The organism is Methyloversatilis discipulorum, from assembly GCF_000527135.1.
Taxonomy (GTDB): Bacteria; Pseudomonadota; Gammaproteobacteria; order Burkholderiales; family Rhodocyclaceae; genus Methyloversatilis; species Methyloversatilis discipulorum.
This window is the reverse complement of record NZ_AZUP01000001.1, coordinates 1,156,571-1,182,094: the sequence shown is the minus strand read 5'-3', so window position 1 is coordinate 1,182,094 and position 25,524 is coordinate 1,156,571. Positions and strand designations below refer to the sequence as shown.

The following is a 25,524-nucleotide window of genomic DNA, read 5'->3' as shown; positions in this document are numbered from 1 at the left end:
CTCTCGATGAACGGACGATGGGGTGCGCGGCCTGAAAACAGGCCTCGCGTACAGGACGCCACATCGCAAGAGGGGCGCCGGGGGCTATGCGGGCAGGTCATGAATGCTCCGTGCTTTGCATGACTGGCTGGCCGCGACCGCCGGCTGGCTGGCAGTTGGGCCGGCCCGAAGGCCGGCAGGGAATCCGCGCGTCAGACGCGCAGGGCGTAGAACTCGACCACCTTCTGTGCTTCGAACGCGAAAGGCGTGGCGTCACCCGGCGGCAGGTGGGCCAGACGCAGGCTCAGCGCCGATTCGTCGAAGGCGATCCATTCGGCACGTTCCAGCGCCGGCGTCTGCAGTGCATCGACCACGCTCTGCACCTTGCGGCCCTTGTCGGTCAGCGTGATGGTGTCGCCGACGCGCACACGGATCGACGGGATGTTCACGCGCCTGCCGTTGAGCAGCACGTGACGGTGACGGACCAGCTGGCGAGCGGCCGGAATGGTCGGCGCCAGACCGCCGCGGAACACGATGTTGTCGAGGCGGCGTTCCAGCAGTTCGACCAGCTTTTCGCCGGTCGGCAGCTTGGAGCGCTCGGCTTCCTTGAACACGGCGCGCAACTGGGTTTCGGTCAGGCCGTAGTTGTAGCGCAGCTTCTGCTTTTCCATCAGCTGGGCGCCGAATTCCGACTTGCGGCGGTTCGGGCGGTTGCCGTGCTGGCCCGGCGGCGCAGTGCGGTTTTCGGCCGTCTTGCGGGTGAGGCCGGGGAGGTCGGTGCCGAGTGCGCGCAGCACGCGCAGGCGGGGGCCGGTGTAGCGGGACATGGATGCTCCGGGGCAGGGGTTTCAGTGCGCGGCACGCACGGCCAGGTCACCGACCGTGTGCAGCGTCCAGCGGTTGATCAGGGCGCCACAGACCTCGCGCATCAGCGGGTCGGCACGTTCGTCGTCAGCCACCACTTCGAGGTGGCGGATCACCATCTGCGCCACCTCCGGGCAGGGCCGTTCGGCGAAGCGGGTCATCACGAACAGCGTGGCGGCGGCGAGCGTGCTCGGGCTGGCTTCGCCGGCGTGCTGGTGTTCCGGGGTCATGGTGCATCCTCCGTCTGGGCGGCGCCTGGGCTTCTTGGCGCGGGTGCCGCGGGTGCTGTCGGGGAAGCTGGCGGGTGTCTGCGGGGACCTGCTGTGCAGACGGTGGCTGGCGCGCGTTCTCTTTTGTGATGAGAACGATTCGCATTACATCATCGGTGCAGAGGGCTGTCAAGCGTCGTCCGCGGACAGATACAAAGAAAAACGGCCACCCCGCGGGGTGGCCGTTTTGTCGTGCGGACGGTGCTGTTCTACTTCGCCGCGGACGGATCGGTGACGAAACCGATGCGGGTGAGGCCGAGGCGGGCCGCCTCGCTCATCACGTGCGCCACCGAACGGTAGGGCACGTTCTGGTCGGCGCGCAGCTGGATCTCGGCGTTCTTGTCCTTCGCGGCGGCCTCCTGCAGCTTGGCCTTCAGCGTATCGGTGTCGATCTTCTCGCCGGCCCAGTAGAGCTGCTCGTCGGGGCCGATGGCGATCTGGATGTTTTCCGGCGGCAGCGTGTTGGCGCTGGTCGATTCCTTGGGCAGGTCGACCTTGACCGCGTGCGTCAGCAGCGGTGCGGTCACCATGAAGATGATGAGCAACACCAGCATCACGTCGATCAGCGGAATCATGTTGATTTCCGCCATCGGTCCGTCGTCGTCCTGCTCGAAACTTGCAAAGGCCATGTCCGGGCTCCCGATCAGTGCGTGTTGCGCGCGGCCTCGCGGCCGCGTTCGACCAGCGACAGCACGCGGTCACCGGTGGCCTTCGGATCGTTCGAGCCGCTGTCCTTGACGCCGGTCGACAGCATGACGAACACGTCGTGCGCGAAGCTGTTCAATTCGGCCATCACGTTGCGCGTCGAGCGGGCGAAGAAGTTGAACGCAAGTGCTGCCGGGATGGCGGTCGCCAGACCGATGGCGGTCATGATCAGCGCCTCGCCGACCGGGCCCGCCACCTTGTCCAGCGTGCCCTGACCCGACATGCCGATGGCCAGCAGTGCGTGGTAGATGCCCCACACGGTGCCGAGCAGACCGATGAAGGGCGCGCTGGAGGCGACCGAGGCGAGGAAGGTCTGGCCGTACTCCATGCGGCTGCGATCGCGTTCGATCGAGCGCTTCAGCGCGCGGGTCAGGAATTCGTCGGCGCTGCCGGTGGCGATCAGGCCACGCGTACCGGCATTGCCGCTGCGCAGGGTTTCGACCGCGCTGAAACCTTCGTGCACGAGGTGGGAGAACGGGTCGGTCACGCCGTGCGAACGCATGTCGCGCGCCACGTCTTCCAGCGACGAGGCGTTCCAGAAGCGGTCGAGGAAGGTGCCGCTGGCGCGTCGCTGGCGGAAGGCCACGATGCCCTTGAGCACGATGAGGAACCAGGTGCCGATGGAGGCCAGCACCATCAGCACGAGGATGGTGGTTGCGACACCGTCTGCATTCGACAGAAAGTGCGCAAAGCCGAGGGACTCATTCATTCAAATTTCTCCTGATGGAAGCCTGATGCAAAAGTTGGCCGCCGCGCAGTGTACGCCTGACGCGGACGGGAACAAATCACGAGTTGAGACCGAAGTCGATCGGTATGTCGGCCAGGCCGGCAACCGGTTCTTCGCCGCGCCGGGCGGGAACGAACTTCCACTTGCGCACCGCCTCGAGCGCCGCTTCGTCCAGACGCGGGAAACCGCTGGACTTGCGCACCTCGACATTGGTCGGCAGACCATTCACGTCGACCATCACGCGCAGCATCACGCGACCGGCTTCGCCGAGGCGCTTGGACATCGCCGGATAGGCCGGGCGCGGGTTCTGCAGATAGGCCACGTTGAATTTCGGCGGGGTGACCGGCGGCGGCGCGACCACCGGTGCCGCGGTGACCGGCGCGGGCGAGGGCTCTGCGACCGGCGGCGCGTCTATCGCGACCGGTTCCGGCGGCGCCGGCGGTTGCGGTGCAACGGTGGCGGTTGTCGGCGCGTCGGCGGCCGCCGCGATCTGCGGCAGCGGCTGTTCCTTGCGCACCGGTTTGACCGGTTTCACCACCGGCTTGGGCGGCTCTGGCTCGACCCGTTTCTCCTCCTTCGGCGGTTCCGGCGGCGCCATCGGCAGCGGTTCAGGGGCGATCAGCGTGGCCTGCATGATCATCGGCGGCGCCTCCAGCACCGTCGGGTTGTGCGCGATCCACATCAGCGCGGCGGCGTGCAGCAGCACCGCGCCGGCGAGCGACATGCCACGCAGCGGCAGACCGGCTGACGGCGTGCCTGAGACCGCCTCGCGACGGAGGACGCGACTGGCGGGGCGTGCCAGCGTGCCACCCGGGGACTGCACGAAGGAGGCTTCGGATGGAACGAATGCGGCGCTGCTCATCGGGCCGCTCCGACGGAGGGGTGGGTCGTGAAGTCGTGCATCGATCGTCGGCGTTCTGTGAGTTCAGGAATGCGGTGTGCCGGCCCGCGGAGGCGCGGGCTGGGCGGATGCTGCGGGGGCGGCCGTGAGCTGATCGAACAGTCGGGTTGCCGGGAAGGCGGTCAGCAGCCACAGCGCGGCAACACTGAGCAGTGCCGACAGTGCGCTGCGCAGCAACGGTGTGCGCGGCGTTGCGGGTTCGGCGTGGCGGCTGTTCATGGCGATTGTACGGACTGCGCCCGGGAGGAACCGACCCGTCGCGGACGGGCCGGCATGGCAGTTCCGCAGGGAAACCGCCGCGTGCGTCAGCTGCCGAGTTCTCCCATTGCGGACTGCGTGTAGTTCTGCAGCCCCATCTTGTCTATCAGGTCCAGCTGGGTTTCCAGCCAGTCGATGTGTTCCTCGGTGTCGGCGAGGATCTTGCGGAACAGGTCGCGCGAAACGTAATCGCCTGCGCTTTCGCTACAGGAGATCGCGTCCTTCAGCGTCGCGTGCGACTGCTGTTCGATCTTCAGATCGGCGCCGAGCATTTCCGGCACGTTCTCGCCGATCAGCAACTTGTGCAGATCCTGCAGATTGGGCAGGCCTTCCAGCAGCAGGATGCGTTCGATCAGCATGTCCGCATGCTTCATTTCCTCGATCGACTCGTGATACTCGTGGTCGCCGAGCTTGGTCAGGCCCCAGTTCCGGTACATGCGCGCATGCAGGAAGTATTGGTTGATCGCGGTCAGTTCGTTGACCAGCTGCTTGTTCAGGTACTGCAGAACCTTCTTGTCGCCTTTCATGAGACTTCTCCTGGTCAGGCGGTGCCACAACGGTGACGCCAGACCGAATTCTAGGCCGTCGCAAGGCGAGTGCGGCGACCTGTTTATGCGAGGTATTAGGCCGCGGCGGCTTCTGCGTGTGCCCGGTGAATACGGATCGGCTGCAGTTCGGCGCGAGCGGCGTCAATCACTTCCTTGGCGGCGCGCACGCAACGCCCGCAGTCGCGGCAGCAGCCCAGCTGGCCGGCGACGTCACGCACGGTGCGGCATCCGGTATGCACTGCGGCCTTGATGTCCCGGTCGGTCACCGGTTCGCACAAGCAGATGTACATGGCTCTATTTGGTCAGGATGAGTTTTCCGTTGCGCGTCAGCCGCAGCGAGTAGAGCTCGCCGCCGTGATTGATCGCGACCTGTTTGCGTCCGCCCAGCAACTGGCTCGAATCGAGCGCAGGCGGCGTCGGAGCAGCGGCGCTCTGCGGTGCCGGTTGCGGAGCCTGCGACGGGGGAGCGGATTGAGTCATTCGCCAATGGGCATAGAAATGAGAATGGTTCGTATTAGTACAGAAGCGAGAGGCGGTGTCAAGCGCGGCATGCGCGCTTCCCGCACCTCGAAGTGCAACGATCGGTGACGCCCGCCCCTACAATCGCGGAATGGACAGAAACGCCCCCGATCACACGCCGGCCGACGCACCGTTCTGCCCGGTTCATCACCCGGACTTCATTCCCCATCCGGACCATGCCGAACAGGCGGTCAGCCGTGTGCTTTGGCTGAGCGCCCTGGCCATGGTTGCCGAGATCGTTACTGGCTACCTGTCGGGCTCGATGGCGTTGCTGGCCGACGGCTGGCACATGGGGACCCATGTGGCGGCGATGGCGATCAGTGCATTCGCCTACACCTATATGCGCGCGCACCGCGGCAGCGCCCGTTACAGCTTCGGACCGGGCAAGGTGTCCTACCTTGCCGGCTACTCGTCCAGTCTGCTGCTGGCGGGGGCGGCGCTGTTCATGATCGTCGAGTCGGTGGCGCGGCTGCGCGCGCCGCACGCGATCCACTACGACGAAGCGCTGCTGGTGGCACTGGTCGGTCTGGCGGTCAACCTGATCAGCGCCTGGCTGCTGCACGACAAGGGCGGGCATGCGCACCATGGCCATGCTCACAGTCACGATCACGCTGACCACCACGCCCATCATCAGGGCGGGCACGACGACCACAATCTTCGCGCCGCCTATCTGCACGTGCTGGCCGATGCGCTCACCTCGATCGCGGCGATCGCCGCGCTGGTGGCAGGCAAGTGGGCCGGCATGGACTGGCTGGATCCGCTGGTTGCGGCGCTGGGTGGACTGCTCATCCTGCGCTGGGCCTGGCATCTGGCGCGCGACAGTGCCACCGTGCTGCTGGACCGCCAGGTCGAAGGCAGCGTGTTCGACGCCGTGCTCGGTCATGTCGATGACTGGGGCGGTCGGCCGCTGGACGTCCACCTGTGGCTGCTGGCGCCCGGACGTCACGCGCTGGCGCTTACCGTGGCGGCGTCGCCGCGGCTTGACCCCGAGGTGCTGCGCGCGCGTCTTGCCGGCGAGAAGACGCTGGCGCACGTGACGCTTGACCTGAGGGTGATCGACGACGCTTCTGGTGCGGCGCAACAATCGCTATAATCGCGGGCTTTTCACAAGGAGCGAGACATGGGTCTGGAACGAGTTCCGTCGGGCAAGGATCTGCCCAACGATTTCAACGTTGTGATCGAAATCCCGATGCATTCGGACCCGGTCAAGTACGAAGTGGACAAGGAGTCGGGCGCCGTCTTCGTCGATCGCTTCATGTCGACCGCCATGCACTACCCGTGCAACTACGGCTACATCCCGCACACCATCGCCGGCGACGGTGACCCGGTCGATGTGCTGGTGATGTCGCAGTTCGCGCTGCCGCCGGGCGTGGTCGTGCGCTGCCGCCCGATCGGCATGCTGAAGATGGTCGATGAGGCCGGTGAGGATGCGAAGCTGCTGGCCGTGCCGGTGGACAAGCTCACCCCGATGTACCGCTCGGTGCAGAGCCCGCGCGACCTGCCGCAGATCCTGCTGGACCAGATTTCGCACTTCTTCGAGCACTACAAGGATCTCGAGCCGGGCAAGTTCGTCAAGGTGCAGGGCTGGGGCGACATCGAAGACGCCAAGAAGGAAATCATGGCGGGCGTCGAGCGTTACCAGCAGGCCGAAGAAAAGCCGAACTACTGAGTGCTGTCCGTCGCCCCGCCGCCTGTGCGGTAGGGCGTGCGTTCCTCAAGTTCGTTGATGTGCAGTGCGATGCCGGCGCGCTCCCGTTCGAGGTAGCGCGCCACCGCATCGGAAAAGTCCTCGTCGCGCAGCCAGTGTGCCGACCAGGTGCGTACCGGCGTGAAACCGCGCGCCATCTTGTGCTCGCCCTGGGCACCCCCCTCGAAAGCCTGCAGGCTTCGCTCGATCGCGTATTCGATGCCTTGGTGATAACAGGCTTCGAAATGCAGGCAGGGTATGTATTCCATCTCCCCCCAGTAGCGCCCATACAGCCGCCTGTCGTCGCGCAGGTTCAGCGCACAGGCGACGTCCTGCCCGTCACGCGAAGCGATCACCAGCATCAGTGATTGTGGTGTGCGTTCGCGCAGCAGTTCGAAAAAGCGTGCATTCAGATAGGGGCGCTGGCCGCGCACGCGGTAGGTGTTGCAGTAACAGGCGACGAACAGGGCCAGTTCCGCGTCGCTGATGTCGGCGCCGTCGATACGCCGCAGCGTTACGCCGGCGTCGCGCACGCGTCGCCGCTCCTGGCGGATCTTCTTGCGCTTGTCGGCACTCAGCGTGGCGAGGAATTCTTCATGGCTCCGATACCCGGCGTTATGCCAGTGGAACTGCACCGATTCGCGCAGCATCAGGGCCGAGTTGTCGATCGCGGCCAGGGCGGCGGCGTCCGGAAACAGCAGGTGCGCAGACGACACGCCGAGCGAGCGCGCGTGCGTGAGCCAGGCGTCGAGCAGCACGGCGCGCGCCGCGTCGTCACTCGCCAGCAGACGCGGGCCGGGCACCGGGGTGAAGGGCACGGCGCACAGCAGCTTGGGGTAGTACGCGCGTCCGCTGCGTTCCAGCGCCTCCGCCCAAGCCCAGTCGAACACGTATTCGCCGTAGCTGTGCGACTTCAGATAGCCGGGCAGGGCGGCGACCAGGCGCTCGCCGTCGTACAGCGCGAGATGATCAGGCTGCCAGCCGCTCTCAGGCGACACGCAGCCGGACGTCTCGAAGGCGTCGAGCAGCGCGTGCGAAAGCGTCGCGTGACCGCTGGTCAGCGCGTCCCACTGCGCAGCGTCGATGGCCGCCATCGACGCATGCCGCTCGACGCGCAGGCTGTCGCGCTTCATGCCGGCGATCAGTCGTACTTGATGTACTTGAAGCGCGGGTCGTCCGGAGTGCCTGCCAGCGCGCTGCCTTCTTCCGCGCCCGGTTGCCACATGATCACGTCCTCGATCTTCTTCGCCAGCTGGAAGTCGCGCTCGGTCACGCCCTTGGCCTCGTGATTCATCAGCTTGACGATCACGAAAGCGTAGGACACCGCGAGATCAGGATGATGGAAGGCCGCCTCGGCGAGGTGGCCGACCGTGTTCACCACCATCAGCGTGCCCTTCCAGCCGCTGGTCTTGTACTTGCGGCGGATCCAGCCGTCCTCGTAATACCACTTCGGCAGTTCGGCCTTCAGGCGGGCATCGATTTCCTCCGGCGTGAAGGCTTCGTTCGGGCCGGCTTTTCTCCACTGCGACATATCGGTCTCCTTGAGTAACGCCACTCCGACCACTGCAAGCTGCATGCGTTGCGTAAGCCGGAATGAAAAAACGCGCTGCATGCACCAGACGAGCCGGGCCGTGCAGCGCGCGCGGGATTCATGCCGGAGCCTGCGGCTCCGGCGATCGCTCAGGACGCGAAGTTCGCGGCGGCGAAGTCCCAGTTCGCCAGGCTGGCGAGGAAGGTGTCGACGAAATCCGGGCGACGGTTGCGGTAGTCGATGTAGTAGGCGTGCTCCCACACGTCGATGGTCAGCAGCGGCTTGGCGTCGGAGGTCAGCGGGGTGCCGGCGCCGGTGGTGTTCACGATGTCCAGCGTACCGTCAGCCTTCTTGACCAGCCAGGTCCAGCCTGAGCCGAAGTTGCCGACGGCCGAGGTCTTGAAGGCCTTCTTGAACTCGTCGAAGCTGCCCCACTTGGCGTCGATCGCGGCCGCCAGTGCGCCGCTCGGTGCGCCGCCGCCGGCGGGCTTCATGCTGTTCCAGAAGAAGGTGTGGTTCCAGATCTGGGCCGAGTTGTTGAACACGCCGCCAGCCGGGGCCTTCTTGACGATGGCCTCGAGGTCGAGGTTCTCGAACTCGGTGCCCTTGATCAGGTTGTTCAGGTTGGTGGCGTAAGCCTGATGGTGCTTGCCGTAGTGAAATTCCAGCGTTTCACGCGAAATGTGCGGTGCCAGTGCGTCGAGCGCGTAGGGCAGCGGAGGCAGGGTGTGTTCCATGTTTTTTCTCCCAGTCGGTCGGTTCAAAGCCAAGTCCATGAGTGTATGGCCGGCCATCGGTCAGCACAAGGCAAGTCAGTCGGCGGCGCCGGAATCCGGGTATGAATGACTGACTTCGACGTCCGCGTGGCCGCGAGCAAAGTCTATGCGCAGTGGCTGCCTGTGCATCAGCGTGGCTGCGTCCCGGACGATGCGGCCCTCGGTGTCGCGCACGATGGAGTAGCCGCGTGACAGCACTGCGGTCGGATCGAGCTGAGCGAGTTGCGTCGTACCGAGGTGCGCGCGCTGGCGGGCGTGATCCAGACGGGCGTGCATGGCGTGGCGCAGCTGTTCTGCCAGCCGCGACAGGGTGGCCTGTCGCATCGCCTGCGTCGGGCGTGCGAGCCGCAGGCGCATCGCCAGTGCTTCGGCCCGCCGCTGCGCCTGTGTCAGCTGTGTCGCGTGGGCGCGACGCAGCCTGTCGTAAAGGCCATGCAGCCTGTCGTGTGCGATGTCCATCTGCCTTGCAGGCGGCCGCAGTCGGGTGGCGAGGTCGTCGAGTTTCTGTCCGTGCGCATCGAGCCGGGCGCGCAGCGCCCGGGCGAGGCGGGTACTCAGCGTGCGCAAGCGGGCCGCCGCTTCGACGTGACCCGCGCTGACCAGTTCGGCGGCCGCGGTCGGTGTCGCTGCGCGCACATCGGCGACGAAGTCGGCGATCGAAAAATCGGTTTCGTGGCCGACGCCACTGACCACCGGCAGCGGACAGGCGGCGATGGCGCGCGCCACCCGCTCGTCGTTGAAGGCGGCCAGGTCCTCGGCGGAACCTCCGCCGCGCACCAGCAGCACGACCTCGGCGTCGACGCCGCCGGCCTGACCGATCGCGGTGGCGATCTGTCGCGGGGCGTCCACGCCCTGCACCAGACAGGGCAGCAGCACGATCTCCAGATGCGGTGCGCGCCTTGCCAGCGCCGCCAGCACGTCGCGCAGTGCCGCCGCGCCCGGTGAGGTGACGATGGCTAGCCGGGCGGGCAGGGCCGGCAGCGGGCGCTTGCGCGCGGCGTCGAACAGGCCTTCGGCCGCGAGTTGCGCCTTCAGCCGGAGGAAGGCTTCGTACAGATCGCCGACTCCGGCGCGGCGCATCGCGTCGACGGTGAGCTGAAAATCGCCGCGCGCTTCGTACAGCGATACCTGGGCGCGCACCTCTACCCGCAGTCCCGCCTTCGGTTCGAAGGGCAGCAGCTGGCTGCGGCTGCGGAACATGACGCAGCGCAGCTGCGCTGCTTCGTCCTTCAGCGAGAAGTAAAGATGGCCTGACGCGGCCCGTGTCACACCGGACAGCTCGCCACTGACCCAGAGCACCGGAAACTCGCGCTCCAGCGCGAGACGCGCGCGTCGTGCGAGCTCCGACACGGTGATGGCGACAGAGCCCTTGCTGTCTTCGTTGACTGTATTCATGAATCGATTTTCGCGACGTCGGCGACACCGACGCGGCTGTCATGGAAGCTTAATTTTTGATCGGCGTAAGGAAAACGCTTACCCCGAGGCGAGTTAGCAAAGCCGCTCAGACAAAACCCACACAGTTATCCACAATTTCTGTGGATAACCTCGTCGGCCGCATCGCCGGCGATGTCCCAGGGTTGCCGCCCCTCGTCGTGCAGGCTACAGTTCGCCGCTTGTTCACGAAGGGGCTCTACGTGTTTGAGATCATCCGCGCGGCCGGCTGGCCGATCTGGCCGCTGATTGCCGCCTCCGTCATCGCCGTCGCGCTGATCATCGAACGTCTGGCCAGTCTGCGTCGAAGCAAGGTCGTGCCGCCGGGGCTGCTCGAATCCATCGCCACCGACCTGAAGGGCGGTCAGCCGAACGCCGACATGATACGCCGCGTGGCCGCGCACTCGCCGCTGGGCCGCGTGCTGGCCGCCGGCCTGCGCAATGTGCGCAGTTCGCGCGAAGTGATGAAGGAGGCGATCGAGGAGGAAGGGCGTGCGGTCACGCACGACCTCGAACGTTATCTGACCACGCTCGGCACGATCGCTGCAGCGGCGCCGCTGATGGGCCTGTTCGGCACGGTGGTCGGCATGATTGAAATCTTCGGTTCGCAGACCGCCACCGGCAGCAATCCGCAGCAACTGGCCAGCGGCATCTCCATCGCGCTGTACAACACGGGCTTCGGTCTGCTGGTGGCGATTCCGGCGCTGATCTTCCACCGCTACTTCCGCGGTCGCGTCGACGACTTCATCGTCGATATGGAGCAGCAGGCGATCAAGCTGGTCGAGGTGGTGCATGGCGAGCGTGCCGCGAAGTAAGGACGCCCGATGAATTTCCGACGCGGCCGCGGGCGTGAAGAGCTCGAAATCAACCTGATTCCGCTGATCGACGTGCTGCTGGTCATCCTCATCTTCCTGATGGTGACCACCACCTACTCGAAGACTGCCGGCCTCGAAATCACGCTGCCCAGCGCCGAAGCACCCGAAGCGGAGGTGACCGATCGCGAGATCAATGTGCTCATCACCGCACGCGGCGACATCCTGATCAACCGCCTGCCAGTGGCGGCCGGCAACGCCGACGCGCTGGCCGAGGCGCTGGCGAAGGCGGCGTCGGGCAAGCAGGAGCCGGTGGTCATCATCTCGTCCGACAAGGACGCGCGGCTGCAGTCGTCGATCGACGTGATGCAGGCAGCGCAGCGCGCCGGCATCGCCGGCATTTCCTTCGCCACCCAGTCCGACGCGTCCGGCGGCCGATGAGCACCGCGCCCGCGCTGTGGCGCAGCCGCGGCGTCGCGGCCTGGCTGCTGTGGCCGCTGTCGCTGCTCTTCCGTCTTGTCTCGTCAATGCGCCGCGCCGCATTCAGCGCAGGCCTGCTGCAGGCCGAGCGTCTGCCGGTGCCGGTCGTCGTGGTCGGCAACATCATCGCCGGCGGTGCGGGCAAGACGCCGCTCACCCTGTATCTGGCGCGTGCGCTGGCCGAGCGTGGCTGGCGCCCGCTGATCGTCACGCGCGGCTACGGCGGTCGCGCCGATGCCGTGCATGAGGTCGGCGCCCGGGCCGATGTCACCGAATCTGGCGACGAACCCGTGCTGCTGGCGCGGCGCAGCGGCCTGCCGGTGTGGGTCGGTCGCCGTCGTGCCGAGGCGGCGCGCGCCGGGCTGTCGGCACATCCGGAGTGCGACCTCGTGCTGTGCGACGACGGGCTGCAGCACTACGCGCTGGCGCGCGACGTTGAGATTGCGGTACTGGACAGGCGTGGCGTCATGAACGGTTTCCATCTGCCGGCAGGGCCCTTGCGCGAATCGATCGCACGGCTGCGCACGGTCGACGCGGTGGTGCTGAACGGCTTGTCGACGCCACCTGAGGTTGTCCGCACCGCCTTCCGCATGCGCCTGCACGGCGAGCGCTTCCATCGGCTCGATCGGCCGGAACAGCAGGCGACGGCGGCCGATCTGCGTGGCCTGCGCCTGCATGCGGTGGCCGGCATCGGCGAGCCGGCGCGCTTTTTCGATTACCTGCGCGCGCTCGGACTCGACTTCGTCGCGCATCCGTTTCCCGATCATCACGTGTATTCGTCGCAGGACCTCGCCTTCCCCGACTGCGATGCGCTGCTGCTGACCGAGAAGGACGCGGTAAAATGTTACGGATTGTCGGACACCCCGATGTGGGTATTGCCGGTCGAGGCACACCTCGACCCTGATCTGGCGGGTTACATCGCGACCCGTCTAGCGGAGTTGAAGCATGGATCCACGTCTTCTTGAAATTCTCGTCTGTCCGGTCACCAAGGCACCTCTGGTGCTCGACCGTGCCCGCAACGAGCTGCAGTGCAAGGCCAGCCGCCTGGCGTATCCGATCCGCGACGGCATTCCGGTCATGCTCGAAGACGAAGCACGTGAAATGAGCGAGGAAGAAGTCGCTGCGCTGCGCGAGCCGGCTGGCCGCAACGGCTGAGCGACGGGGAGTTCATCATGTTCAAGGTCGTCATTCCCGCCCGCCACGCATCGACCCGGCTGCCGGGCAAACCGCTGCTCGACATCGGCGGTCTGCCGATGGTCGTGCGCGTGGCGCAGCGCGCGGCGCAGAGCGGCGCTGAGGCGCTGGTGATCGCCACCGACCACGAGGGCATTGCCGATGCGGTGCGTGCCCACGGCTACGAGGCGGTGATGACGCGCAGCGATCACGCGACCGGCACCGACCGCATCGCCGAAGTGGCGGACAAGCTGGGCTGGTCGCCGGCCACTGTCGTCGTGAATGTGCAGGGCGACGAACCGCTGATCGATCCCGACCTGATCCGCAAGGTGGCGCTCGCGCTCGATCAGGATCCGGAGTCGTCGATCGCCACCGCCAGCAGCGCGATCACCGAAGCGGCCGACTTCTTCAATCCGGCGGTGGTCAAGGTGATCTGCGACGTCCACGGTCGCGCGTTGTATTTTTCGCGCGCGCCGATTCCCTGGGCGCGCGACGATTTCGCCACCTCGCGCGACGCGCTGCCGGCCGCGCTGGGCGCGCAACGCCACATCGGCATCTACGCCTACCGCGTGCGCTTCCTGCAGCGCAACGCGCGCCTCGATCCGGCGCCGATGGAGCAGGTCGAGGCACTCGAACAGCTGCGTGCGCTGTGGCACGGCTATCGCATCCGCGTCGTCGGTGACGTACCGATGCCGCATGCCGGTGTCGATACGCCGGAAGATCTCGAGCGCGTGCGCGCGCTGTTTTCCACCGGCGCGGTCTGACGCATTGCCGTTTGACCGCGCTTCCCGTTGGCGGTAACGTCGCGCCCGCTGGCATTGCGTTTGCCGCGGCGCGCGCACTGTTCCACCAGAATCCAAAAAACAGACTCACATCAGGAGAGGACATGCGTCTCATACTTCTGGGCCCGCCGGGCGCAGGCAAAGGCACTCAGGCGACCTTCATCAAGGAACGCTTCAACATCCCGCAGATTTCCACCGGCGACATGCTGCGCGCCGCCGTCAAGGCCGGCACGCCGCTGGGCATCGAGGCGAAGAAGGTGATGGACGCCGGCGGCCTCGTGTCGGACGACCTCATCATCAACCTGGTCAAGGACCGCCTGAAGGAAGACGACTGCAAGGCGGGCTACATGTTCGACGGCTTCCCGCGCACGATTCCGCAGGCCGACGCGATGAAGGCGGCCGGCGTGCCGATCGACTTCGTGCTCGAAATCCAGGTGCCGGACCAGGACATCATCACCCGCATGAGCGGCCGTCGCGCCCACATCGCCTCGGGCCGCACCTATCACGTGGTGTTCAACCCGCCCAAGGTCGAGGGCATCGACGACGTGACCGGCGAACCGCTGGTGCAGCGCGACGACGACCGCGAGGAAGTGGTGCGCAAGCGCCTCGACGTCTATCACTCGCAGACGCGTCCGCTGGTCGAGTACTACTCCGGCTGGGCGCAGCGCGGCGAGCCGGGCGCACCGAAGTACCGCGCCATCTCCGGCGTCGGTCCGGTCGATGAAGTGAAACAGCGCGCCTTCGACGCGCTGGCCTGATCTGCATGGCTGCAAACCTGTTCTACGCGCAGTCCGGTGGCGTTACGGCGGTCATCAACGCGACCGCCTGCGGCGTCATCCAGGCGGCGCGTGAGCATGGCGACGTGATCGGCAAGGTGTTCGCCGGGCGCAACGGCATCCTCGGTGCGCTGCACGAAGACCTGATCGACACCTCGCTGGAAAGCGACGCGGCCATCGCCGCCCTGCGTCACACGCCGGGCGGCGCTTTCGGTTCCTGCCGCTACAAGCTGAAGGGCCTCGAAGAAAGCCGCGCGCAGTACGAGCGGCTGATCGAGGTGTTCCGCGCGCACGACATCCGCTGGTTCCTCTACAACGGCGGCAACGATTCGATGGACACCGCGTGGAAGGTGTCGCAGATCGCGGAAAAGCTGCATTACCCGCTCACCTGCGTCGGCATTCCGAAGACCGTCGACAACGATCTGGTCGAGACCGACAACTGCCCGGGCTTCGGTTCGGTCGCGAAGTATGTCGCGGTGTCGATGATGGAAGCCGGTCTGGACGTCGCTTCGATGGCACGTACGTCCACCAAGATATTCGTGATGGAAGTGATGGGCCGCCATGCCGGCTGGATCACCGCTGCGGCGGGTCTCGCCGCGCGTACGCCGGCCGAGGCGCCGCACATCCTGCTGTTCCCCGAAATTCCGTTCGACGAAGCGGCCTTTCTGGCGCGCGTCGACGCCTGCGTGCGCGAGCACGACTTCTGCGCCATCGCGGTGTCCGAGGGCCTGCGTGGCGCCGACGGCAAGCTGCTGGCCGAGTCGGGCACGCGCGACGCCTTCGGTCATGCCCAGCTGGGCGGCGTCGGTCAGCAGATCGCCGAACTGATCAAGACGAAGCTCGGCCACAAATACCACTGGGCGCTGCCGGACTACCTGCAGCGCAGTGGTCGCCACATCGCGTCGGGTACCGATGCCGAGCAGGCCTATGCGCTCGGCCGCCGCGCGGTCGAGCTGGCGATCGAGGGCCGCAACGCGGTCATGCCCGCCATCGTGCGCGTGTCCGACACGCCGTATGCATGGAAGATTGACGTGGCGCAACTGCAGGACGTTGCGAACCGCGAGAAGATGATGCCCAGGCATTTCATTTCCGACGACGGCTTCGGCATCACCGACGCCTGCCGGAAATACCTGCAGCCCCTGATCGAAGGTGAGGACTATCCGCCCTACGTGAATGGACTGCCGGCCTATGTCAGCCTGAAGAACGAAAGCGTGCCGCGCACGCTGCCGCCGTTCCAGGGCTGACCGGGTCGAAGACGCACCGCTTGTAGCCGCACGCTCCCCGGCGTGCGGATGACATACCAGGGCAGGCGCCGCAGGGGCGCGTGTCCGGCAACCCACAAGGTTGCTCGCTGCTTCCGGGGCGGGGTCACGGCGCCGCCCTTTCGTTGCACGCAGTCAAAACAAGAGGAGGGGTGATGTCGTCGTTCGGTCTGTGGTTCGCACTCGTGTGCGCAGTGGTGGCCATCGTGTATGGCGCCGTATCCAGCAAGTGGATCCTTGCCCAACCTTCCGGCAATCCTCGAATGCGAGAGATTGCCGACGCCGTGCAGGAAGGGGCGAAGGCCTATCTCAACCGTCAGTACCGCACGATCGCCATCGTCGGTGTCGTCCTGACCATCCTCCTCGCAGTCACCCTGGGCATGTCCACCGCGGCCGGTTTCGTCATCGGCGCGGTGCTCTCTGGTGCAGCCGGCTACATCGGCATGAACGTGTCGGTCCGCGCCAACGTGCGTACGGCGGAAGCCGCGCGCAAGGGCATTTCCGAAGCCTTTGACGTCGCCTTTCGCGGCGGAGCCATCACCGGCATGCTGGTGGTCGGCCTGGGCCTGCTGGGGGTGGCAGGCTACTACGCGATCCTGAAGGGCTCGGCGGCGCATGACGCGACCATAGACCAGATCATCCATCCGCTGATCGGCCTCGGTTTCGGCTCGTCGCTGATATCGATCTTCGCCCGTCTGGGCGGCGGCATCTTCACCAAGGGGGCCGACGTCGGTGCCGACCTGGTGGGCAAGGTCGAAGCCGGCATTCCGGAAGATGATCCGCGCAACCCGGCGGTGATCGCCGACAACGTCGGTGACAACGTCGGCGACTGCGCGGGCATGGCGGCCGACCTGTTCGAAACCTACGCGGTGACGACGGTGGCGACCATGCTGCTTGGGGCGCTGATGCTGAAGTCGAATGCCGAGGCGGCGGTGATCTACCCGCTGGCGCTGGGCGGCTTCTCGATCATCGCGTCCATCATCGGCTGCATGTTCGTCAAGACCAAGCCGGGCCAGAAGATCATGAACGGCCTCTACCGCGGCCTCATCGTCGCCGGTGTGCTGGCGCTGATCGCGTTCTACCCGCTCACCACGATGCTGATGCCCGACGATGCGCTCAATGCGTCGATGGGCATCTACGACGGTGCGCAGATGCGGTTGTACGGCGCGGCGGTCGTAGGCCTCGTGCTGACCGGCCTGATGGTGGTGATCACCGAGTACTACACCGGCACCGACTTCAAGCCGGTCAAGCACATCGCGGAGGCCTCGACCACCGGCCACGGCACCAACATCATCGCCGGCCTCGGCGTGTCGATGAAATCGTGCGCCTGGCCGGTGCTGGCGGTGTGCGCGGCGATCTGGGCGGCCTACACGCTGGGCGGCCTGTACGGCATCGCGATCGCGGCGACCTCGATGCTCAGCATGTCCGGCATCATCGTCGCGCTCGACGCCTACGGCCCGATCACCGACAACGCCGGCGGCATCGCCGAAATGTCGGAACTGCCGGATTCGGTGCGCGCGGTGACGGACCCGCTGGACGCCGTCGGCAACACCACCAAGGCGGTGACCAAGGGCTACGCCATCGGCTCGGCCGGTCTGGCCGCGCTGGTGCTGTTCGCCGACTACACGCACGCGCTGGAGGCGGTGGGCCACAGCGTCGCCTTCGATCTGGCCAATCCGGCGGTCATCATCGGCCTCTTCATCGGCGGCCTGATTCCCTACCTGTTCGGCGCGATGGCGATGGAAGCGGTCGGCCGTTCCGCTGGCGCGGTGGTGGTCGAGGTGCGACGCCAGTTCAAGGAGATCCCGGGCATCATGGAAGGCACGGCCAAGCCGGACTACTCACGCGCGGTCGACATGCTGACCGTGGCGGCGATCAAGGAAATGATGATTCCTTCCTTGCTGCCGGTGCTGGTGCCGGTCGTCGTCGCCTTCGGCATCGCCTTCCTGATGGGGCCGCAGGCCGGCGTGCAGGCGCTGGGCGGTGTGCTGATGGGCACCATCGTGACCGGCCTGTTCGTCGCCATTTCGATGACTACCGGCGGTGGCGCCTGGGACAACGCCAAGAAGTACATCGAGGATGGTCACTTCGGCGGCAAGGGCTCCGAGGCGCACAAGGCCGCAGTGACGGGCGACACCGTGGGTGACCCGTACAAGGACACGGCCGGCCCGGCGGTGAACCCGCTGATCAAGATCATCAACATCGTCGCACTGCTCATCGTGCCGCTGCTGCCGTCGGCCACCGGTGCGACGCACGCCGCCACGCCGGTGCAACCGACCGCCCAGGCGATACAGGTGGAGCAGGTGGTGCAGCTGTCTCAGTCGCAAGCTCAAGTGCAACAACTGACCCAGACCCGGTAAGGCCTGTGTCGGGACGAAAAAAAGCCGGCCCTGCGGGGCCGGCTTTTTTGTGCCGGTCGTTTAGCGCAGCGGCGGCAGCTGGCTGGCGCGCACCGCAGCCTTGATCGCCGCGCTGTTGTTCGGCTCCGCTTCCACCCATTCCTTCGCCACCGCCTGCAGACGGCCCCAGTCGCCGTCGTTCTCGTGCTGGATGGCGCGCAGAAAGTAGGGCTTGTCCTCGTCGGCGGCGGCCCAGAACGGCGGGGTGGCGTCGCGCAAGGGGAGTCCTGACGCGGCGATGCCGCTGTGCACCCATTCCACCGGCACGGCGAAGTGGCGTTTCATGCCCGGAATGAAGAAGGTGAGCACGCCGACCAGACGGCCGTCGGCGTCGAACAGCGCGCCGCCGGACGCGCCCTGTTGGAAGGAGGCGTCGGTTTCGATCACCAGCGCGCCATCCATCTCGTGCAGCGCGGTCACCTGGCCGTCGCTCATCGACAGCGCCTTGCCGCCGGAGAAGCCGACCGCATGCACCGTGTCGCCGACCTTCAGTGTGCGCGAGGTGGCCATGTCTACCGGTCGGCCCATCGCGTGCGGCGTAGTCATCACGCACAGGTCGTGGCGCGGATCGACCGAACTGGCCTGCGCCGGCACGCCGCTGCTGCCGCGGGCCACGATCACGTTGGTGGCGATGCCGACCACGTGACAGTTGGTGATCACGTGCGTGTCGTCGATCTGCACGCCGGTTCCGGTGTTGATGCGTCCGTCTGCGTTCGCGGCAAGTACTTTCACCACGTGCATCGACAACTGGATGTATCGCTCAGCACTGGCGTGTGAAGCCTGAGCGACGGTGAGCAAGAACAGCAATCCAAGGGCACGCATGACGATCTCCTTGCCGGCTTGCGGGGCCTTCATGGACCCGCTGGCGATGACTGACTAACGGAACATGGCTGTGTAGATATGAGGTTTATGGTGTGTCAGCTGACGAGCGGTATCAGCGAGAAGCGTGCCAGCGCCGTCGAGGAAGGGCGCTTCAGGCGCTGCGGCGGACGTGGGGGACGGTGCTGTTGCGGGCACGACGACGTGGAAACCCGCATCGGGAAAGCTTCCCGATGTTGCGTTGCAACAAAAGACGGTGGCCTCGATGCGGGAGATCGTCGCGGGTCGGGCGTACGACGACGCGACGTCCGGATGGCCGGAATGTGGAAGGTCGTGACCGAAAATGAAGCACTGCAGCCACAGGCATCGCACCGGCCTGGTGCGATGCATCTGTTGCAGAGTGCGATCAGGCCTCGATCAGGCCGTTGCGAAGTGCAATCAGCGTCAGCTCGGCCTGGTTGGACGCGCCGAGTTTTTGCTTGACGTTGTAAAGATGGGTACCGACGGTCGAGGTCGACAGGTGCAGCGTTTCGGCGATCTGGTTCACCGACTGACCGCGGGCGAGGTGGATGAATACCTCGAACTCACGCTCCGACAGCGCCTCGACCGGATTCTGCGTGCCGGTCACGTCCTGCATCGCCAGCTTCTGCGCGATTTCTGCGTCCAGATACATGCGGCCGGCGGCCACCGTGCGCACCGCGTCGATCAGCGCCTCCGGCGCGCCGCGCTTCGACAGGTAACCGGTGGCACCGGCCTTCAGCACCCGCTTCGGATGCGCCGTGTCCTCGTGCGCCGACAGCGCCAGGATGCGCACGCCCTTGTCGCGCGCGGTCAGTCGCCGCACGGCCTCAATGCCGCCCATGCCGGGCATGGACAGATCCATCACGATCACGTCCGGCTTCAGTTCGGTGTAGCGCTGGTAGGCCACTTCGCCGCTGTCGGCTTCGCCGATCACCTCGATGTCCTCGCAGGCGGCGAGCAGCAGCTTGAATCCCATGCGGACGACCGCGTGGTCGTCCACCAGCATGACCTTGATCGGTCCCATTGTTGTTCTCCCCCTCAATCCATCGGCAGTCGCGCAAACACCCGGGTACCCCCATCGTCGCGCGACTGCAGTTCAAGTTCGCCGCCGAGCGCCTGCGCGCGTTCGCGCATGCCGCGCACGCCGTGGTGTCCGCGCTTCTGTGCCCAGCCTTGTTCGAGCCCGGCGCCATCGTCCTCGACCGATACCTCCAGCGACCGTTCCGAGCCGTGCAGCGAAATCATGATTTTCCGCGCGTTGGCGTGCTTCAGCGCATTGGTCACCGCTTCCTGCACGATGCGGTAGGCGGCCAGCTTGAAGGAGTCGCCCGGCGCCTCCGGCAGGTCTTGCATCCGCAGATCGAACTGCATGTCCGGGTGATGGCGCCGCCACTCCGACACCAGATCTTCCAACGCATCCTCCAGCCCGAGATTGTCCAGCGCCAGCGGTCGCAGTTTCGGGATGATGCTGTGCATCACGTCGTAGAGGTGATTGGCCGTCTCGACGATCAGGTTGGCCGCCTCGGCGCTGCGCGGATCGGACTGGGCGTCGCGCCGGGCGATCGAAAGGCCCATGCTTTTGATCGCGGTGACCGCCTGGCCCATTTCGTCGTGCAGTTCGCGCGCGATGTCGCGCCTTTCCTCTTCGATGCGGCTCTGGATGAACTGCGTCAGTTCGCGGTTTTCCTCCAGATTGCTGCGTGCTTCGAGCGCCTCCTGGCGGGCGTTCATATTGTCCTCGATCGCCTGCGCCATCCGGTTGAAGGCCTGAGCCATCGAACTGGCCTCCTTGCCTGGAAGTTGCGGTAGCCGGGTGTGGTAGTCGCCGGCGCGCATGTGTTCGAGTCCGCGCACGATGGTGTTGAACGGACGGGTTTCGCGGCCGACCAGCCAGAACACGATGCCGTTGCCCAGCAACAGCGCGATCGAGCCGGCGATCAGCAACTGCACCGCCTCGTCCCAGCCATCGAGGATGGCGCGCGAAGCGTCGGCCTCGACCACCAGTCGCGCGCCGTCGTTCAGCGTAATCTCCTGGCGCGGGCGCTTGGGCAGTATCGCGTTCGAATACCACTCGGGTGCGTCGCGGCCGGCCTTGTAGGGCGAGGGCGGCGAGGTGTAGAGCATCACGCCGTTGCTGTCGACCAGATGGATTTCGGTGGCGCGCACGCGACCGAGGCGATACAGGAAATCGACCAGCGCAGGCGAACCCATGTTGGCGTAGACCAGTGCCACGCGTGACAGCAGCTGGGTGGCCACCCGGTTCGCCGCCTCGATCTCCTCGCTGACGGCGCGCCGCGTGCCCATCAGCTCCATCGACAGCATGGTGCTGGTGAAGGTCAGGATGACGGCGGCGATCAGCAGGTTCAGCTTCAGTCGGAGGCTCACGACGGTTCTCCCGGCCAAGCGTCGAAATGTCCGTCACGCGCGTGCGCGGCCAGCGCCGACCCGAGCAGCTTGAGGCTGGCCGGATGGAAGGGGTCGTGACCGGCACCCTGTGCCCAGGCCAGCCGGCTGCCCGCCAGCGTGCGGTGCGCGCGCCAGGCGTTCTGCGGTCGGCAGATCAGGTCGTTGGTGCCGTGCACGAAGGCGACCGGCAGCCCGTGCAGGCGGGCGATCGCGTCCAGCACCTTCGCTTCGCCGATGAAGCAGCGGTGCGCCAGATAGTGCGATTGCACGCGATAGCGGGCGTGCAGCAGCGGCCATTCGTCCGCCGTCGGTTCGGTCGGCACGCTGCGTTCCGGCCACGCGCCGAGCGCATGCTCCCAGGCGCGCCAGGCCAGTACGGCGCGGTCGATGCGCGCGCTGTCGCCGGACGAGAACACCCGGTCCAGCCAGACGACGACACGGCTGCGCCAGCGCGCAGGCACCGTCTGCATGAAGGCGTCGTGCGCTTCCGGCGCCAGTGCGGCGGCGCCGTCAAAGAACCAGTCGATATCCGCGCGCCCGCCGAGGAAGAGGCCGCGCAGCAGCACGCCGCTGCAGGCCTCGCGGTGGCGGGCGGCATAGGTCGCCGCCAGCGTCGCGCCCCAGGAGCCGCCGAATACCAGCCAGTGCTCGATGCCCAGGTGGCGGCGCAGCGCCTCGATGTCGGCGATCAGCGCATCGCTGTGGTTGTGCGCGGTATCGCCCAGCGGCGTGCTGCGGCCGCAGCCGCGCTGGTCGAACAGCACGGCGCGGTACACCGCCGGATCGAAGAAGCGGCGCTGGCGCGGCGAACAACCCGAACCCGGGCCGCCGTGCAGGTAGAGCGCCGGCTTGCCCTGCGGATTGCCGCACTGTTCGTAATAGACGCGATGGCCCTGGCCGACGTCGAGCCAGCCGTGATCGAAGGGTTCCATCGGTGCATGCAGCATGGGGCAGGGCCGGGTGTGGGTGCGGGGCGCTGATGGTAGCCCATGCGTGGGCGGCACACATGCTGCGCCGGCACATGGGAGCCATGGGACAATGGCGCCATGAACGAAAGGAACCACCGGGTCGAGATCCTGGGACAGGTCTTCACCCGCGACGATGTCGTCGAACGCATGCTGGCGCTGCGCCGCAACCGCGGCCGCACGCTTGAACCGTCGGCCGGTAACGGCGCATTCGCGTCGCGCATTCCGGGGTGCGTGGCCATCGAGATCGATCCGACGGTGGCGCCGGCCGGCGCGCAGGTGATGGATTTCTTCGCCTACCCGGTCGACCAGCAATTCGACACCGTGATCGGCAATCCGCCGTATGTGCGGCACCAGGACATCCAGGCGGACACGCGGGCACAGCTGCGCAGCGATCTGTTCGACCGCCGCAGCAACCTCTATCTCTTCTTCATCGAGAAGTGCGTGCGTCATCTGAAACCGGGTGGCGAACTGATTTTCATCGTGCCGCGCGATTTCATCAAGCTGACCGCCGCGCGCCGGCTGAATGACTGGCTGTTCGCCGAAGGCAGCATTACCGACTTCATCGAGACTGGCGACAGCCGCGTGTTCGGCCCCTATGTGCCGAACTGCGCGGTATTCCGTTTCGAGAAGGGGCGCATGGACCGGCGCATGAGCGACGGGCGGCGCTTCCACTGCGAACGCGGCCAGCTCATGTTCCTGCGAGGCGATTACGGCGTGCCGCTGGCTTCGCTGTTCGACGTTCGGGTCGGCGCCGTGTCCGGGGCGGACGACATCTTCGTGCACCCGCAGGGCAATGTGGAGTTCGTCTGTTCCAGCACCGTCGATACCGGCCGCACACGGCGCGCCTTCTTCGATGTGCGCAACGACTGGCTGGAGCAGCACAAGCCGCGGCTGCTGGCACGGCGCGTGCGCGAGTTCGGCGAGCACAACTGGTGGCAGTGGGGGCGTCTGCACCACCGCTCGGGGGGCCCGCGCATCTACGTGAATGGCAAGACGCGCAAGCCGCGCCCCTTCTTCCTGCACGACTGCACGCACTACGACGGCTCGGTGCTGGCGCTGTTCGCCCGCCCCGAAGTGGCGGATCTGGCACGCGCCGCCGAGCTGCTCAACGACGCCGTGGACTGGCAGGAACTGGGTTTCGTCTGCGACGGCCGCTTCCTGTTCTCGCAGCGCAGCCTGCAGACCTGCATGCTGCCCGACGTGTTCGAAACGCTGCGCTCAAGAAAATCCTGAGTCGTCTTTCCAGAGTGGCACGAGGTGGGCCGTACCGGACCGGCGCAGTATTCGATCCATGCACTGCATTTCGCAGTGAGCCAACGAACCACCATCAGGAGACTGCCATGAACTGGGAAACCCCGAAGGCCACCGACCTGCGTTTCGGCTTCGAAATCACCATGTACGTCGCCAACCGCTGATTTCAGCGCTTGAGCAAACAAAAAAGCGGGCATTGCCCGCTTTTTTGTTTTGTACGCCCGGTTTCTGTCAGCCGCCCGCGGGGCGGGGACGAGTGGCGCGCCAGCACAGCAGCGATCCGGCCGTCACCAGCGCCGCGCCCTGCCAGAACGGTGGCGTGAGCGGCGCCCCCAGCCACACGGCGGCGAATGCGGTCGACAGCAACGGTACCGCGTAAGACGCGGTGGTAAGCAGCGGCATGTCGCCGCCCAGCATGCCGACATTCCACAGCGCGTAGCCCGCGCTCAGAGCCGCTCCAGCAGCGGCCACCTCAAACCAGATCTGTGCAGACGGCACCGGCAGTGGCTCTCCGCCCAGCACCGCCAGCCCCCACAACGCAGCCGCCGTCGCCGAGAAGAACACGGTGACGCCGTTGTAGCCGTCGGCCAGCCGACGGGTCACATTGCAGTAGAGCGCCCACAGCAGCGCGCCAGCGAAGGCCAGCGTATACACCAACGGATTCGACGCCACGCCAGCCGACAGCGAGGACAGCGACCACGCCTTCCCCCCGCCCACCACCCGGATGATTCCGCTCAGACAGAGCACCAGTCCCGGCGCTATCCACGGGCGCAGGCGCTGCCCGTTCATTGCGACCGCGAACAGGATGGTGAAGCAGGGCCACAGGTAATTGACGATGCCCAGCTCCATCGCCTGTGCGTCGTCGATTGCCAGGCCGAGCGACAGCGACAGACACAGTTCATAGGCGACGAACAGGGCGCCGCCCAGCAGCAGATAGACCGGGCGCGCGCCGCCCGGCGAAGCGGGGCGGAACAGCAGCCAGAGGAAGATCGCGCCCGCCGTGTAGATCGCTGCCGCGCCGACCACCGGCCCGAGCGCGTTGCTGATGCTGCGCACCAGGCCGATCATCGTGCTCCACAACAGGATGGCGGCAAGACCGCAGAGCGTGGCCGCGCGAGAGACGGGACGGACGGACATGGAGGCGAAGACGGGACGATGCGGCCGAATGCTAGCAGAGGAAACAAAGTTTCCTATTCTGAAACTACGGCGATGCAGCTGACCGGTCGCTCGCCTTAGCCGTCAGCCGCCCTGAGCGTTGCGCCACTGCCGCGGCGACAGCCCCGTCTGCGTCTTGAAGGCGCGCGACAGCGCCGCCTCGCCGGCATAGCCCACGTCGTCGGCGATCAGCTTCAGCGCGCGGCCCTGGCGCAAGGCGCGCTGCGCGATGCCGATGCGCCAGCGCTGCAGGTAGGCGCCGGGCGTGCAGCCCACGGTGTCGCGGAACGCGTTGGCGAACACGCTGCGCGACATGCCGGCGCGCTCGGCCAGCGTGTCCAGCGTCCATTCCTGCGCCGGGCTCTCGTGCATGGCCACCAGTGCCAAACGCAGGCGAGGGTGCGACAACCCGGCCAGCATGCCGGCGCCGGTCTGGCCGCCTTCCATCAGGTGCCGCAGCACCTGCACCAGCACCACCTCGAACAGGCGGTCGAGCACCGCCTGCCGGCCGCAGTACTCGTGCGACGCCTCGTCGAACAGCAGGTCGAGCACCGGCTTCGCACCGAGGATGTCGTCCAGCGCCAGGCAGCTGAAGTCGGGCAGCGCCGACGCGATCGGATTGGCCGCACCGCCGGAGAAGTGCAGCCGTGCGCAGGCGAAGTCGGCACCACGCTCGGCATCGGTGACGAAGCGGTAGGGCGTCGGTCGCGGAAACAGCAGCAGGCTGGGCCGGGTCACGTGCTCGATGCCGGCGGGATGGTGGATGGCCACCTCGCCGGCGCGCACGAGATGCATGCGGCCGCTGTCGCCGGCGTCCAGTTCGGTGATGCCGCACAGCGCACCGGTGTTGAACACGCGGGCGCTGACCGAGAAATGCTCCAGCAGGGCTTCGAGGCGGTCGACCATGGCCTGGATACTCAAAGGTAAGTTTTCAGGATTATACGTTGCGTATGGTCTTGCCAATCGGCGCAAAGTTCGTCCTGCCAACAGGCACTGACGCAAACCCCTCTCACTGCACAGGAGTT

31 protein-coding genes are annotated in these 25,524 nt (G+C 66.4%); 12 read left to right on the top strand and 19 right to left on the bottom strand.

Features of this window, described 5'->3' with window-relative positions; translation table 11 throughout:
* Window positions 1–191: 191 nt before the first annotated feature.
* The 9 genes from rpsD to hemP form a co-directional block, all read right to left on the bottom strand.
* Window positions 192–806, bottom strand: coding sequence for a 30S ribosomal protein S4 (gene rpsD / locus METFAM1_RS0105395; protein ID WP_019918578.1), 615 nt, complete (start codon window positions 804–806; stop codon window positions 192–194).
* 21 nt (window positions 807–827) lie between these two features.
* The gene (locus tag METFAM1_RS0105390) at window positions 828–1,073 is read right to left on the bottom strand and encodes a hypothetical protein (protein ID WP_019918577.1); all 246 of its coding nucleotides are present in this window, start codon (window positions 1,071–1,073) and stop codon (window positions 828–830) included.
* A 248-nt stretch (window positions 1,074–1,321) separates the two neighbouring features.
* A complete protein-coding gene (locus METFAM1_RS0105385; protein ID WP_019918576.1) occupies window positions 1,322–1,741 on the bottom strand; it encodes an ExbD/TolR family protein in 420 nt (139 codons plus the stop codon).
* A 14-nt stretch (window positions 1,742–1,755) separates the two neighbouring features.
* Window positions 1,756–2,526, bottom strand: a complete 771-nt coding sequence (locus tag METFAM1_RS0105380) for a MotA/TolQ/ExbB proton channel family protein (RefSeq protein ID WP_019918575.1) — start codon at window positions 2,524–2,526, stop codon at window positions 1,756–1,758.
* 76 nt (window positions 2,527–2,602) lie between these two features.
* On the bottom strand, window positions 2,603–3,406 hold the full coding sequence (locus METFAM1_RS0105375) for an energy transducer TonB (RefSeq protein ID WP_019918574.1): 804 nt from the start codon (window positions 3,404–3,406) through the stop codon (window positions 2,603–2,605).
* Window positions 3,407–3,469: 63 nt separating this feature from the next.
* Complete coding sequence (locus METFAM1_RS0105370) at window positions 3,470–3,664, bottom strand: hypothetical protein (protein WP_019918573.1); 195 nt, start codon at window positions 3,662–3,664, stop codon at window positions 3,470–3,472.
* 86 nt (window positions 3,665–3,750) lie between these two features.
* Window positions 3,751–4,230: a bacterioferritin gene (gene bfr, locus METFAM1_RS0105365; RefSeq protein ID WP_019918572.1), complete on the bottom strand. Its 480-nt coding sequence runs from the start codon at window positions 4,228–4,230 to the stop codon at window positions 3,751–3,753.
* 95 nt (window positions 4,231–4,325) lie between these two features.
* Window positions 4,326–4,541, bottom strand: a complete 216-nt coding sequence (locus METFAM1_RS0105360; protein WP_019918571.1) for a (2Fe-2S)-binding protein — start codon at window positions 4,539–4,541, stop codon at window positions 4,326–4,328.
* Between the two features lie 4 nt (window positions 4,542–4,545).
* Window positions 4,546–4,731: a hemin uptake protein HemP gene (gene hemP, locus METFAM1_RS20800; protein ID WP_157256670.1), complete on the bottom strand. Its 186-nt coding sequence runs from the start codon at window positions 4,729–4,731 to the stop codon at window positions 4,546–4,548.
* 130 nt (window positions 4,732–4,861) lie between these two features.
* On the opposite strand from hemP, the gene dmeF reads away from it, so the two are divergent.
* Together dmeF and ppa are read left to right on the top strand one after the other, a co-directional pair.
* Complete coding sequence (gene dmeF, locus METFAM1_RS0105350; RefSeq protein WP_019918569.1) at window positions 4,862–5,863, top strand: CDF family Co(II)/Ni(II) efflux transporter DmeF; 1,002 nt, start codon at window positions 4,862–4,864, stop codon at window positions 5,861–5,863.
* Window positions 5,864–5,890: 27 nt separating this feature from the next.
* The gene (ppa, locus tag METFAM1_RS0105345; RefSeq protein ID WP_019918568.1) at window positions 5,891–6,439 is read left to right on the top strand and encodes an inorganic diphosphatase; all 549 of its coding nucleotides are present in this window, start codon (window positions 5,891–5,893) and stop codon (window positions 6,437–6,439) included.
* Here ppa and METFAM1_RS0105340 read toward each other — a convergent pair.
* The 4 genes from METFAM1_RS0105340 to xseA all read right to left on the bottom strand — a co-directional run bounded on the left by METFAM1_RS0105340 (window position 6,433) and on the right by xseA (window position 10,159).
* Window positions 6,433–7,590 carry a GNAT family N-acetyltransferase gene (locus METFAM1_RS0105340; RefSeq protein ID WP_019918567.1) on the bottom strand — a complete coding sequence of 386 codons (1,158 nt, stop codon included), beginning with the start codon at window positions 7,588–7,590 and terminating at the stop codon, window positions 6,433–6,435. The genes ppa and METFAM1_RS0105340 overlap by 7 nt on opposite strands.
* A gap of 8 nt (window positions 7,591–7,598) precedes the next feature.
* Complete coding sequence (locus METFAM1_RS0105335) at window positions 7,599–7,988, bottom strand: 4a-hydroxytetrahydrobiopterin dehydratase (protein ID WP_024300489.1); 390 nt, start codon at window positions 7,986–7,988, stop codon at window positions 7,599–7,601.
* Between the two features lie 149 nt (window positions 7,989–8,137).
* On the bottom strand, window positions 8,138–8,725 hold the full coding sequence (locus tag METFAM1_RS0105330) for a superoxide dismutase (RefSeq protein ID WP_019918565.1): 588 nt from the start codon (window positions 8,723–8,725) through the stop codon (window positions 8,138–8,140).
* 75 nt (window positions 8,726–8,800) lie between these two features.
* Window positions 8,801–10,159 (bottom strand): exodeoxyribonuclease VII large subunit, encoded by a 1,359-nt coding sequence (gene xseA / locus METFAM1_RS0105325; protein ID WP_019918564.1) that lies wholly within the window; start codon window positions 10,157–10,159, stop codon window positions 8,801–8,803.
* 239 nt (window positions 10,160–10,398) lie between these two features.
* Here xseA and METFAM1_RS0105320 point away from each other — a divergent pair, with 239 nt between their 5' ends.
* The 8 genes from METFAM1_RS0105320 to METFAM1_RS0105285 all read left to right on the top strand — a co-directional run bounded on the left by METFAM1_RS0105320 (window position 10,399) and on the right by METFAM1_RS0105285 (window position 17,840).
* Window positions 10,399–11,010 (top strand): MotA/TolQ/ExbB proton channel family protein, encoded by a 612-nt coding sequence (locus METFAM1_RS0105320; RefSeq protein ID WP_024300488.1) that lies wholly within the window; start codon window positions 10,399–10,401, stop codon window positions 11,008–11,010.
* A 9-nt stretch (window positions 11,011–11,019) separates the two neighbouring features.
* Window positions 11,020–11,448, top strand: a complete 429-nt coding sequence (locus tag METFAM1_RS0105315; RefSeq protein ID WP_019918562.1) for an ExbD/TolR family protein — start codon at window positions 11,020–11,022, stop codon at window positions 11,446–11,448.
* Window positions 11,445–12,452: a tetraacyldisaccharide 4'-kinase gene (lpxK, locus tag METFAM1_RS0105310; RefSeq protein WP_019918561.1), complete on the top strand. Its 1,008-nt coding sequence runs from the start codon at window positions 11,445–11,447 to the stop codon at window positions 12,450–12,452. The genes METFAM1_RS0105315 and lpxK overlap by 4 nt, the downstream gene beginning before the upstream one ends.
* Window positions 12,433–12,642: a Trm112 family protein gene (locus METFAM1_RS0105305; protein WP_020164379.1), complete on the top strand. Its 210-nt coding sequence runs from the start codon at window positions 12,433–12,435 to the stop codon at window positions 12,640–12,642. Before lpxK ends, METFAM1_RS0105305 begins: the two co-directional genes overlap by 20 nt.
* A 17-nt stretch (window positions 12,643–12,659) precedes the next feature.
* A complete protein-coding gene (gene kdsB / locus METFAM1_RS0105300; protein WP_019918559.1) occupies window positions 12,660–13,424 on the top strand; it encodes a 3-deoxy-manno-octulosonate cytidylyltransferase in 765 nt (254 codons plus the stop codon).
* A 122-nt stretch (window positions 13,425–13,546) separates the two neighbouring features.
* Complete coding sequence (gene adk / locus METFAM1_RS0105295) at window positions 13,547–14,200, top strand: adenylate kinase (protein ID WP_019918558.1); 654 nt, start codon at window positions 13,547–13,549, stop codon at window positions 14,198–14,200.
* A gap of 5 nt (window positions 14,201–14,205) precedes the next feature.
* Window positions 14,206–15,462, top strand: coding sequence for a 6-phosphofructokinase (locus METFAM1_RS0105290; protein ID WP_019918557.1), 1,257 nt, complete (start codon window positions 14,206–14,208; stop codon window positions 15,460–15,462).
* A gap of 173 nt (window positions 15,463–15,635) precedes the next feature.
* Window positions 15,636–17,840 carry a sodium-translocating pyrophosphatase gene (locus tag METFAM1_RS0105285; protein WP_019918556.1) on the top strand — a complete coding sequence of 735 codons (2,205 nt, stop codon included), beginning with the start codon at window positions 15,636–15,638 and terminating at the stop codon, window positions 17,838–17,840.
* Between the two features lie 60 nt (window positions 17,841–17,900).
* Here METFAM1_RS0105285 and METFAM1_RS0105280 read toward each other — a convergent pair whose 3' ends face one another.
* From METFAM1_RS0105280 to pip, 4 genes are all read right to left on the bottom strand, one after another.
* A complete protein-coding gene (locus tag METFAM1_RS0105280) occupies window positions 17,901–18,701 on the bottom strand; it encodes a S1 family peptidase (protein WP_024300487.1) in 801 nt (266 codons plus the stop codon).
* 403 nt (window positions 18,702–19,104) lie between these two features.
* A complete protein-coding gene (locus METFAM1_RS0105275; protein WP_019918554.1) occupies window positions 19,105–19,743 on the bottom strand; it encodes a response regulator in 639 nt (212 codons plus the stop codon).
* Between the two features lie 14 nt (window positions 19,744–19,757).
* Entirely contained in the window at window positions 19,758–21,104 is a 1,347-nt protein-coding gene (locus tag METFAM1_RS0105270) for an ATP-binding protein (protein WP_019918553.1), read from the bottom strand.
* Window positions 21,101–22,072 (bottom strand): prolyl aminopeptidase, encoded by a 972-nt coding sequence (gene pip, locus METFAM1_RS0105265; RefSeq protein WP_019918552.1) that lies wholly within the window; start codon window positions 22,070–22,072, stop codon window positions 21,101–21,103. The genes METFAM1_RS0105270 and pip overlap by 4 nt, the downstream gene beginning before the upstream one ends.
* A 99-nt stretch (window positions 22,073–22,171) precedes the next feature.
* On the opposite strand from pip, the gene METFAM1_RS0105260 reads away from it, so the two are divergent.
* Both METFAM1_RS0105260 and pqqA read left to right on the top strand, forming a co-directional pair.
* Window positions 22,172–23,326, top strand: a complete 1,155-nt coding sequence (locus METFAM1_RS0105260; protein ID WP_019918551.1) for an Eco57I restriction-modification methylase domain-containing protein — start codon at window positions 22,172–22,174, stop codon at window positions 23,324–23,326.
* Window positions 23,327–23,433: 107 nt separating this feature from the next.
* The gene (gene pqqA / locus METFAM1_RS20530; protein ID WP_008060153.1) at window positions 23,434–23,508 is read left to right on the top strand and encodes a pyrroloquinoline quinone precursor peptide PqqA; all 75 of its coding nucleotides are present in this window, start codon (window positions 23,434–23,436) and stop codon (window positions 23,506–23,508) included.
* Window positions 23,509–23,575: 67 nt separating this feature from the next.
* Here pqqA and yddG read toward each other — a convergent pair whose 3' ends face one another.
* Together yddG and METFAM1_RS0105250 are read right to left on the bottom strand one after the other, a co-directional pair.
* Complete coding sequence (gene yddG, locus METFAM1_RS0105255) at window positions 23,576–24,481, bottom strand: aromatic amino acid DMT transporter YddG (protein WP_024300486.1); 906 nt, start codon at window positions 24,479–24,481, stop codon at window positions 23,576–23,578.
* A gap of 102 nt (window positions 24,482–24,583) precedes the next feature.
* Window positions 24,584–25,420 carry an AraC family transcriptional regulator gene (locus METFAM1_RS0105250; protein ID WP_232419653.1) on the bottom strand — a complete coding sequence of 279 codons (837 nt, stop codon included), beginning with the start codon at window positions 25,418–25,420 and terminating at the stop codon, window positions 24,584–24,586.
* Between the last annotated feature and the right edge of the window lie 104 nt (window positions 25,421–25,524).

Coding starts and splice junctions, on each gene's coding strand:
- rpsD (WP_019918578.1), bottom strand. CDS start 806: ATGTCCCGCTACACCGGCCCCCGCCTGCGCGTGCTGCGCGCACTCGGC.
- METFAM1_RS0105390 (WP_019918577.1), bottom strand. CDS start 1,073: ATGACCCCGGAACACCAGCACGCCGGCGAAGCCAGCCCGAGCACGCTC.
- METFAM1_RS0105385 (WP_019918576.1), bottom strand. CDS start 1,741: ATGGCCTTTGCAAGTTTCGAGCAGGACGACGACGGACCGATGGCGGAA.
- METFAM1_RS0105380 (WP_019918575.1), bottom strand. CDS start 2,526: ATGAATGAGTCCCTCGGCTTTGCGCACTTTCTGTCGAATGCAGACGGT.
- METFAM1_RS0105375 (WP_019918574.1), bottom strand. CDS start 3,406: ATGAGCAGCGCCGCATTCGTTCCATCCGAAGCCTCCTTCGTGCAGTCC.
- METFAM1_RS0105370 (WP_019918573.1), bottom strand. CDS start 3,664: ATGAACAGCCGCCACGCCGAACCCGCAACGCCGCGCACACCGTTGCTG.
- bfr (WP_019918572.1), bottom strand. CDS start 4,230: ATGAAAGGCGACAAGAAGGTTCTGCAGTACCTGAACAAGCAGCTGGTC.
- METFAM1_RS0105360 (WP_019918571.1), bottom strand. CDS start 4,541: ATGTACATCTGCTTGTGCGAACCGGTGACCGACCGGGACATCAAGGCC.
- hemP (WP_157256670.1), bottom strand. CDS start 4,731: ATGACTCAATCCGCTCCCCCGTCGCAGGCTCCGCAACCGGCACCGCAG.
- dmeF (WP_019918569.1), top strand. CDS start 4,862: ATGGACAGAAACGCCCCCGATCACACGCCGGCCGACGCACCGTTCTGC.
- ppa (WP_019918568.1), top strand. CDS start 5,891: ATGGGTCTGGAACGAGTTCCGTCGGGCAAGGATCTGCCCAACGATTTC.
- METFAM1_RS0105340 (WP_019918567.1), bottom strand. CDS start 7,590: ATGAAGCGCGACAGCCTGCGCGTCGAGCGGCATGCGTCGATGGCGGCC.
- METFAM1_RS0105335 (WP_024300489.1), bottom strand. CDS start 7,988: ATGTCGCAGTGGAGAAAAGCCGGCCCGAACGAAGCCTTCACGCCGGAG.
- METFAM1_RS0105330 (WP_019918565.1), bottom strand. CDS start 8,725: ATGGAACACACCCTGCCTCCGCTGCCCTACGCGCTCGACGCACTGGCA.
- xseA (WP_019918564.1), bottom strand. CDS start 10,159: ATGAATACAGTCAACGAAGACAGCAAGGGCTCTGTCGCCATCACCGTG.
- METFAM1_RS0105315 (WP_019918562.1), top strand. CDS start 11,020: ATGAATTTCCGACGCGGCCGCGGGCGTGAAGAGCTCGAAATCAACCTG.
- lpxK (WP_019918561.1), top strand. CDS start 11,445: ATGAGCACCGCGCCCGCGCTGTGGCGCAGCCGCGGCGTCGCGGCCTGG.
- METFAM1_RS0105305 (WP_020164379.1), top strand. CDS start 12,433: ATGGATCCACGTCTTCTTGAAATTCTCGTCTGTCCGGTCACCAAGGCA.
- kdsB (WP_019918559.1), top strand. CDS start 12,660: ATGTTCAAGGTCGTCATTCCCGCCCGCCACGCATCGACCCGGCTGCCG.
- adk (WP_019918558.1), top strand. CDS start 13,547: ATGCGTCTCATACTTCTGGGCCCGCCGGGCGCAGGCAAAGGCACTCAG.
- METFAM1_RS0105290 (WP_019918557.1), top strand. CDS start 14,206: ATGGCTGCAAACCTGTTCTACGCGCAGTCCGGTGGCGTTACGGCGGTC.
- METFAM1_RS0105285 (WP_019918556.1), top strand. CDS start 15,636: ATGTCGTCGTTCGGTCTGTGGTTCGCACTCGTGTGCGCAGTGGTGGCC.
- METFAM1_RS0105280 (WP_024300487.1), bottom strand. CDS start 18,701: ATGCGTGCCCTTGGATTGCTGTTCTTGCTCACCGTCGCTCAGGCTTCA.
- METFAM1_RS0105275 (WP_019918554.1), bottom strand. CDS start 19,743: ATGGGACCGATCAAGGTCATGCTGGTGGACGACCACGCGGTCGTCCGC.
- pip (WP_019918552.1), bottom strand. CDS start 22,072: ATGCTGCATGCACCGATGGAACCCTTCGATCACGGCTGGCTCGACGTC.
- METFAM1_RS0105260 (WP_019918551.1), top strand. CDS start 22,172: ATGAACGAAAGGAACCACCGGGTCGAGATCCTGGGACAGGTCTTCACC.
- yddG (WP_024300486.1), bottom strand. CDS start 24,481: ATGTCCGTCCGTCCCGTCTCTCGCGCGGCCACGCTCTGCGGTCTTGCC.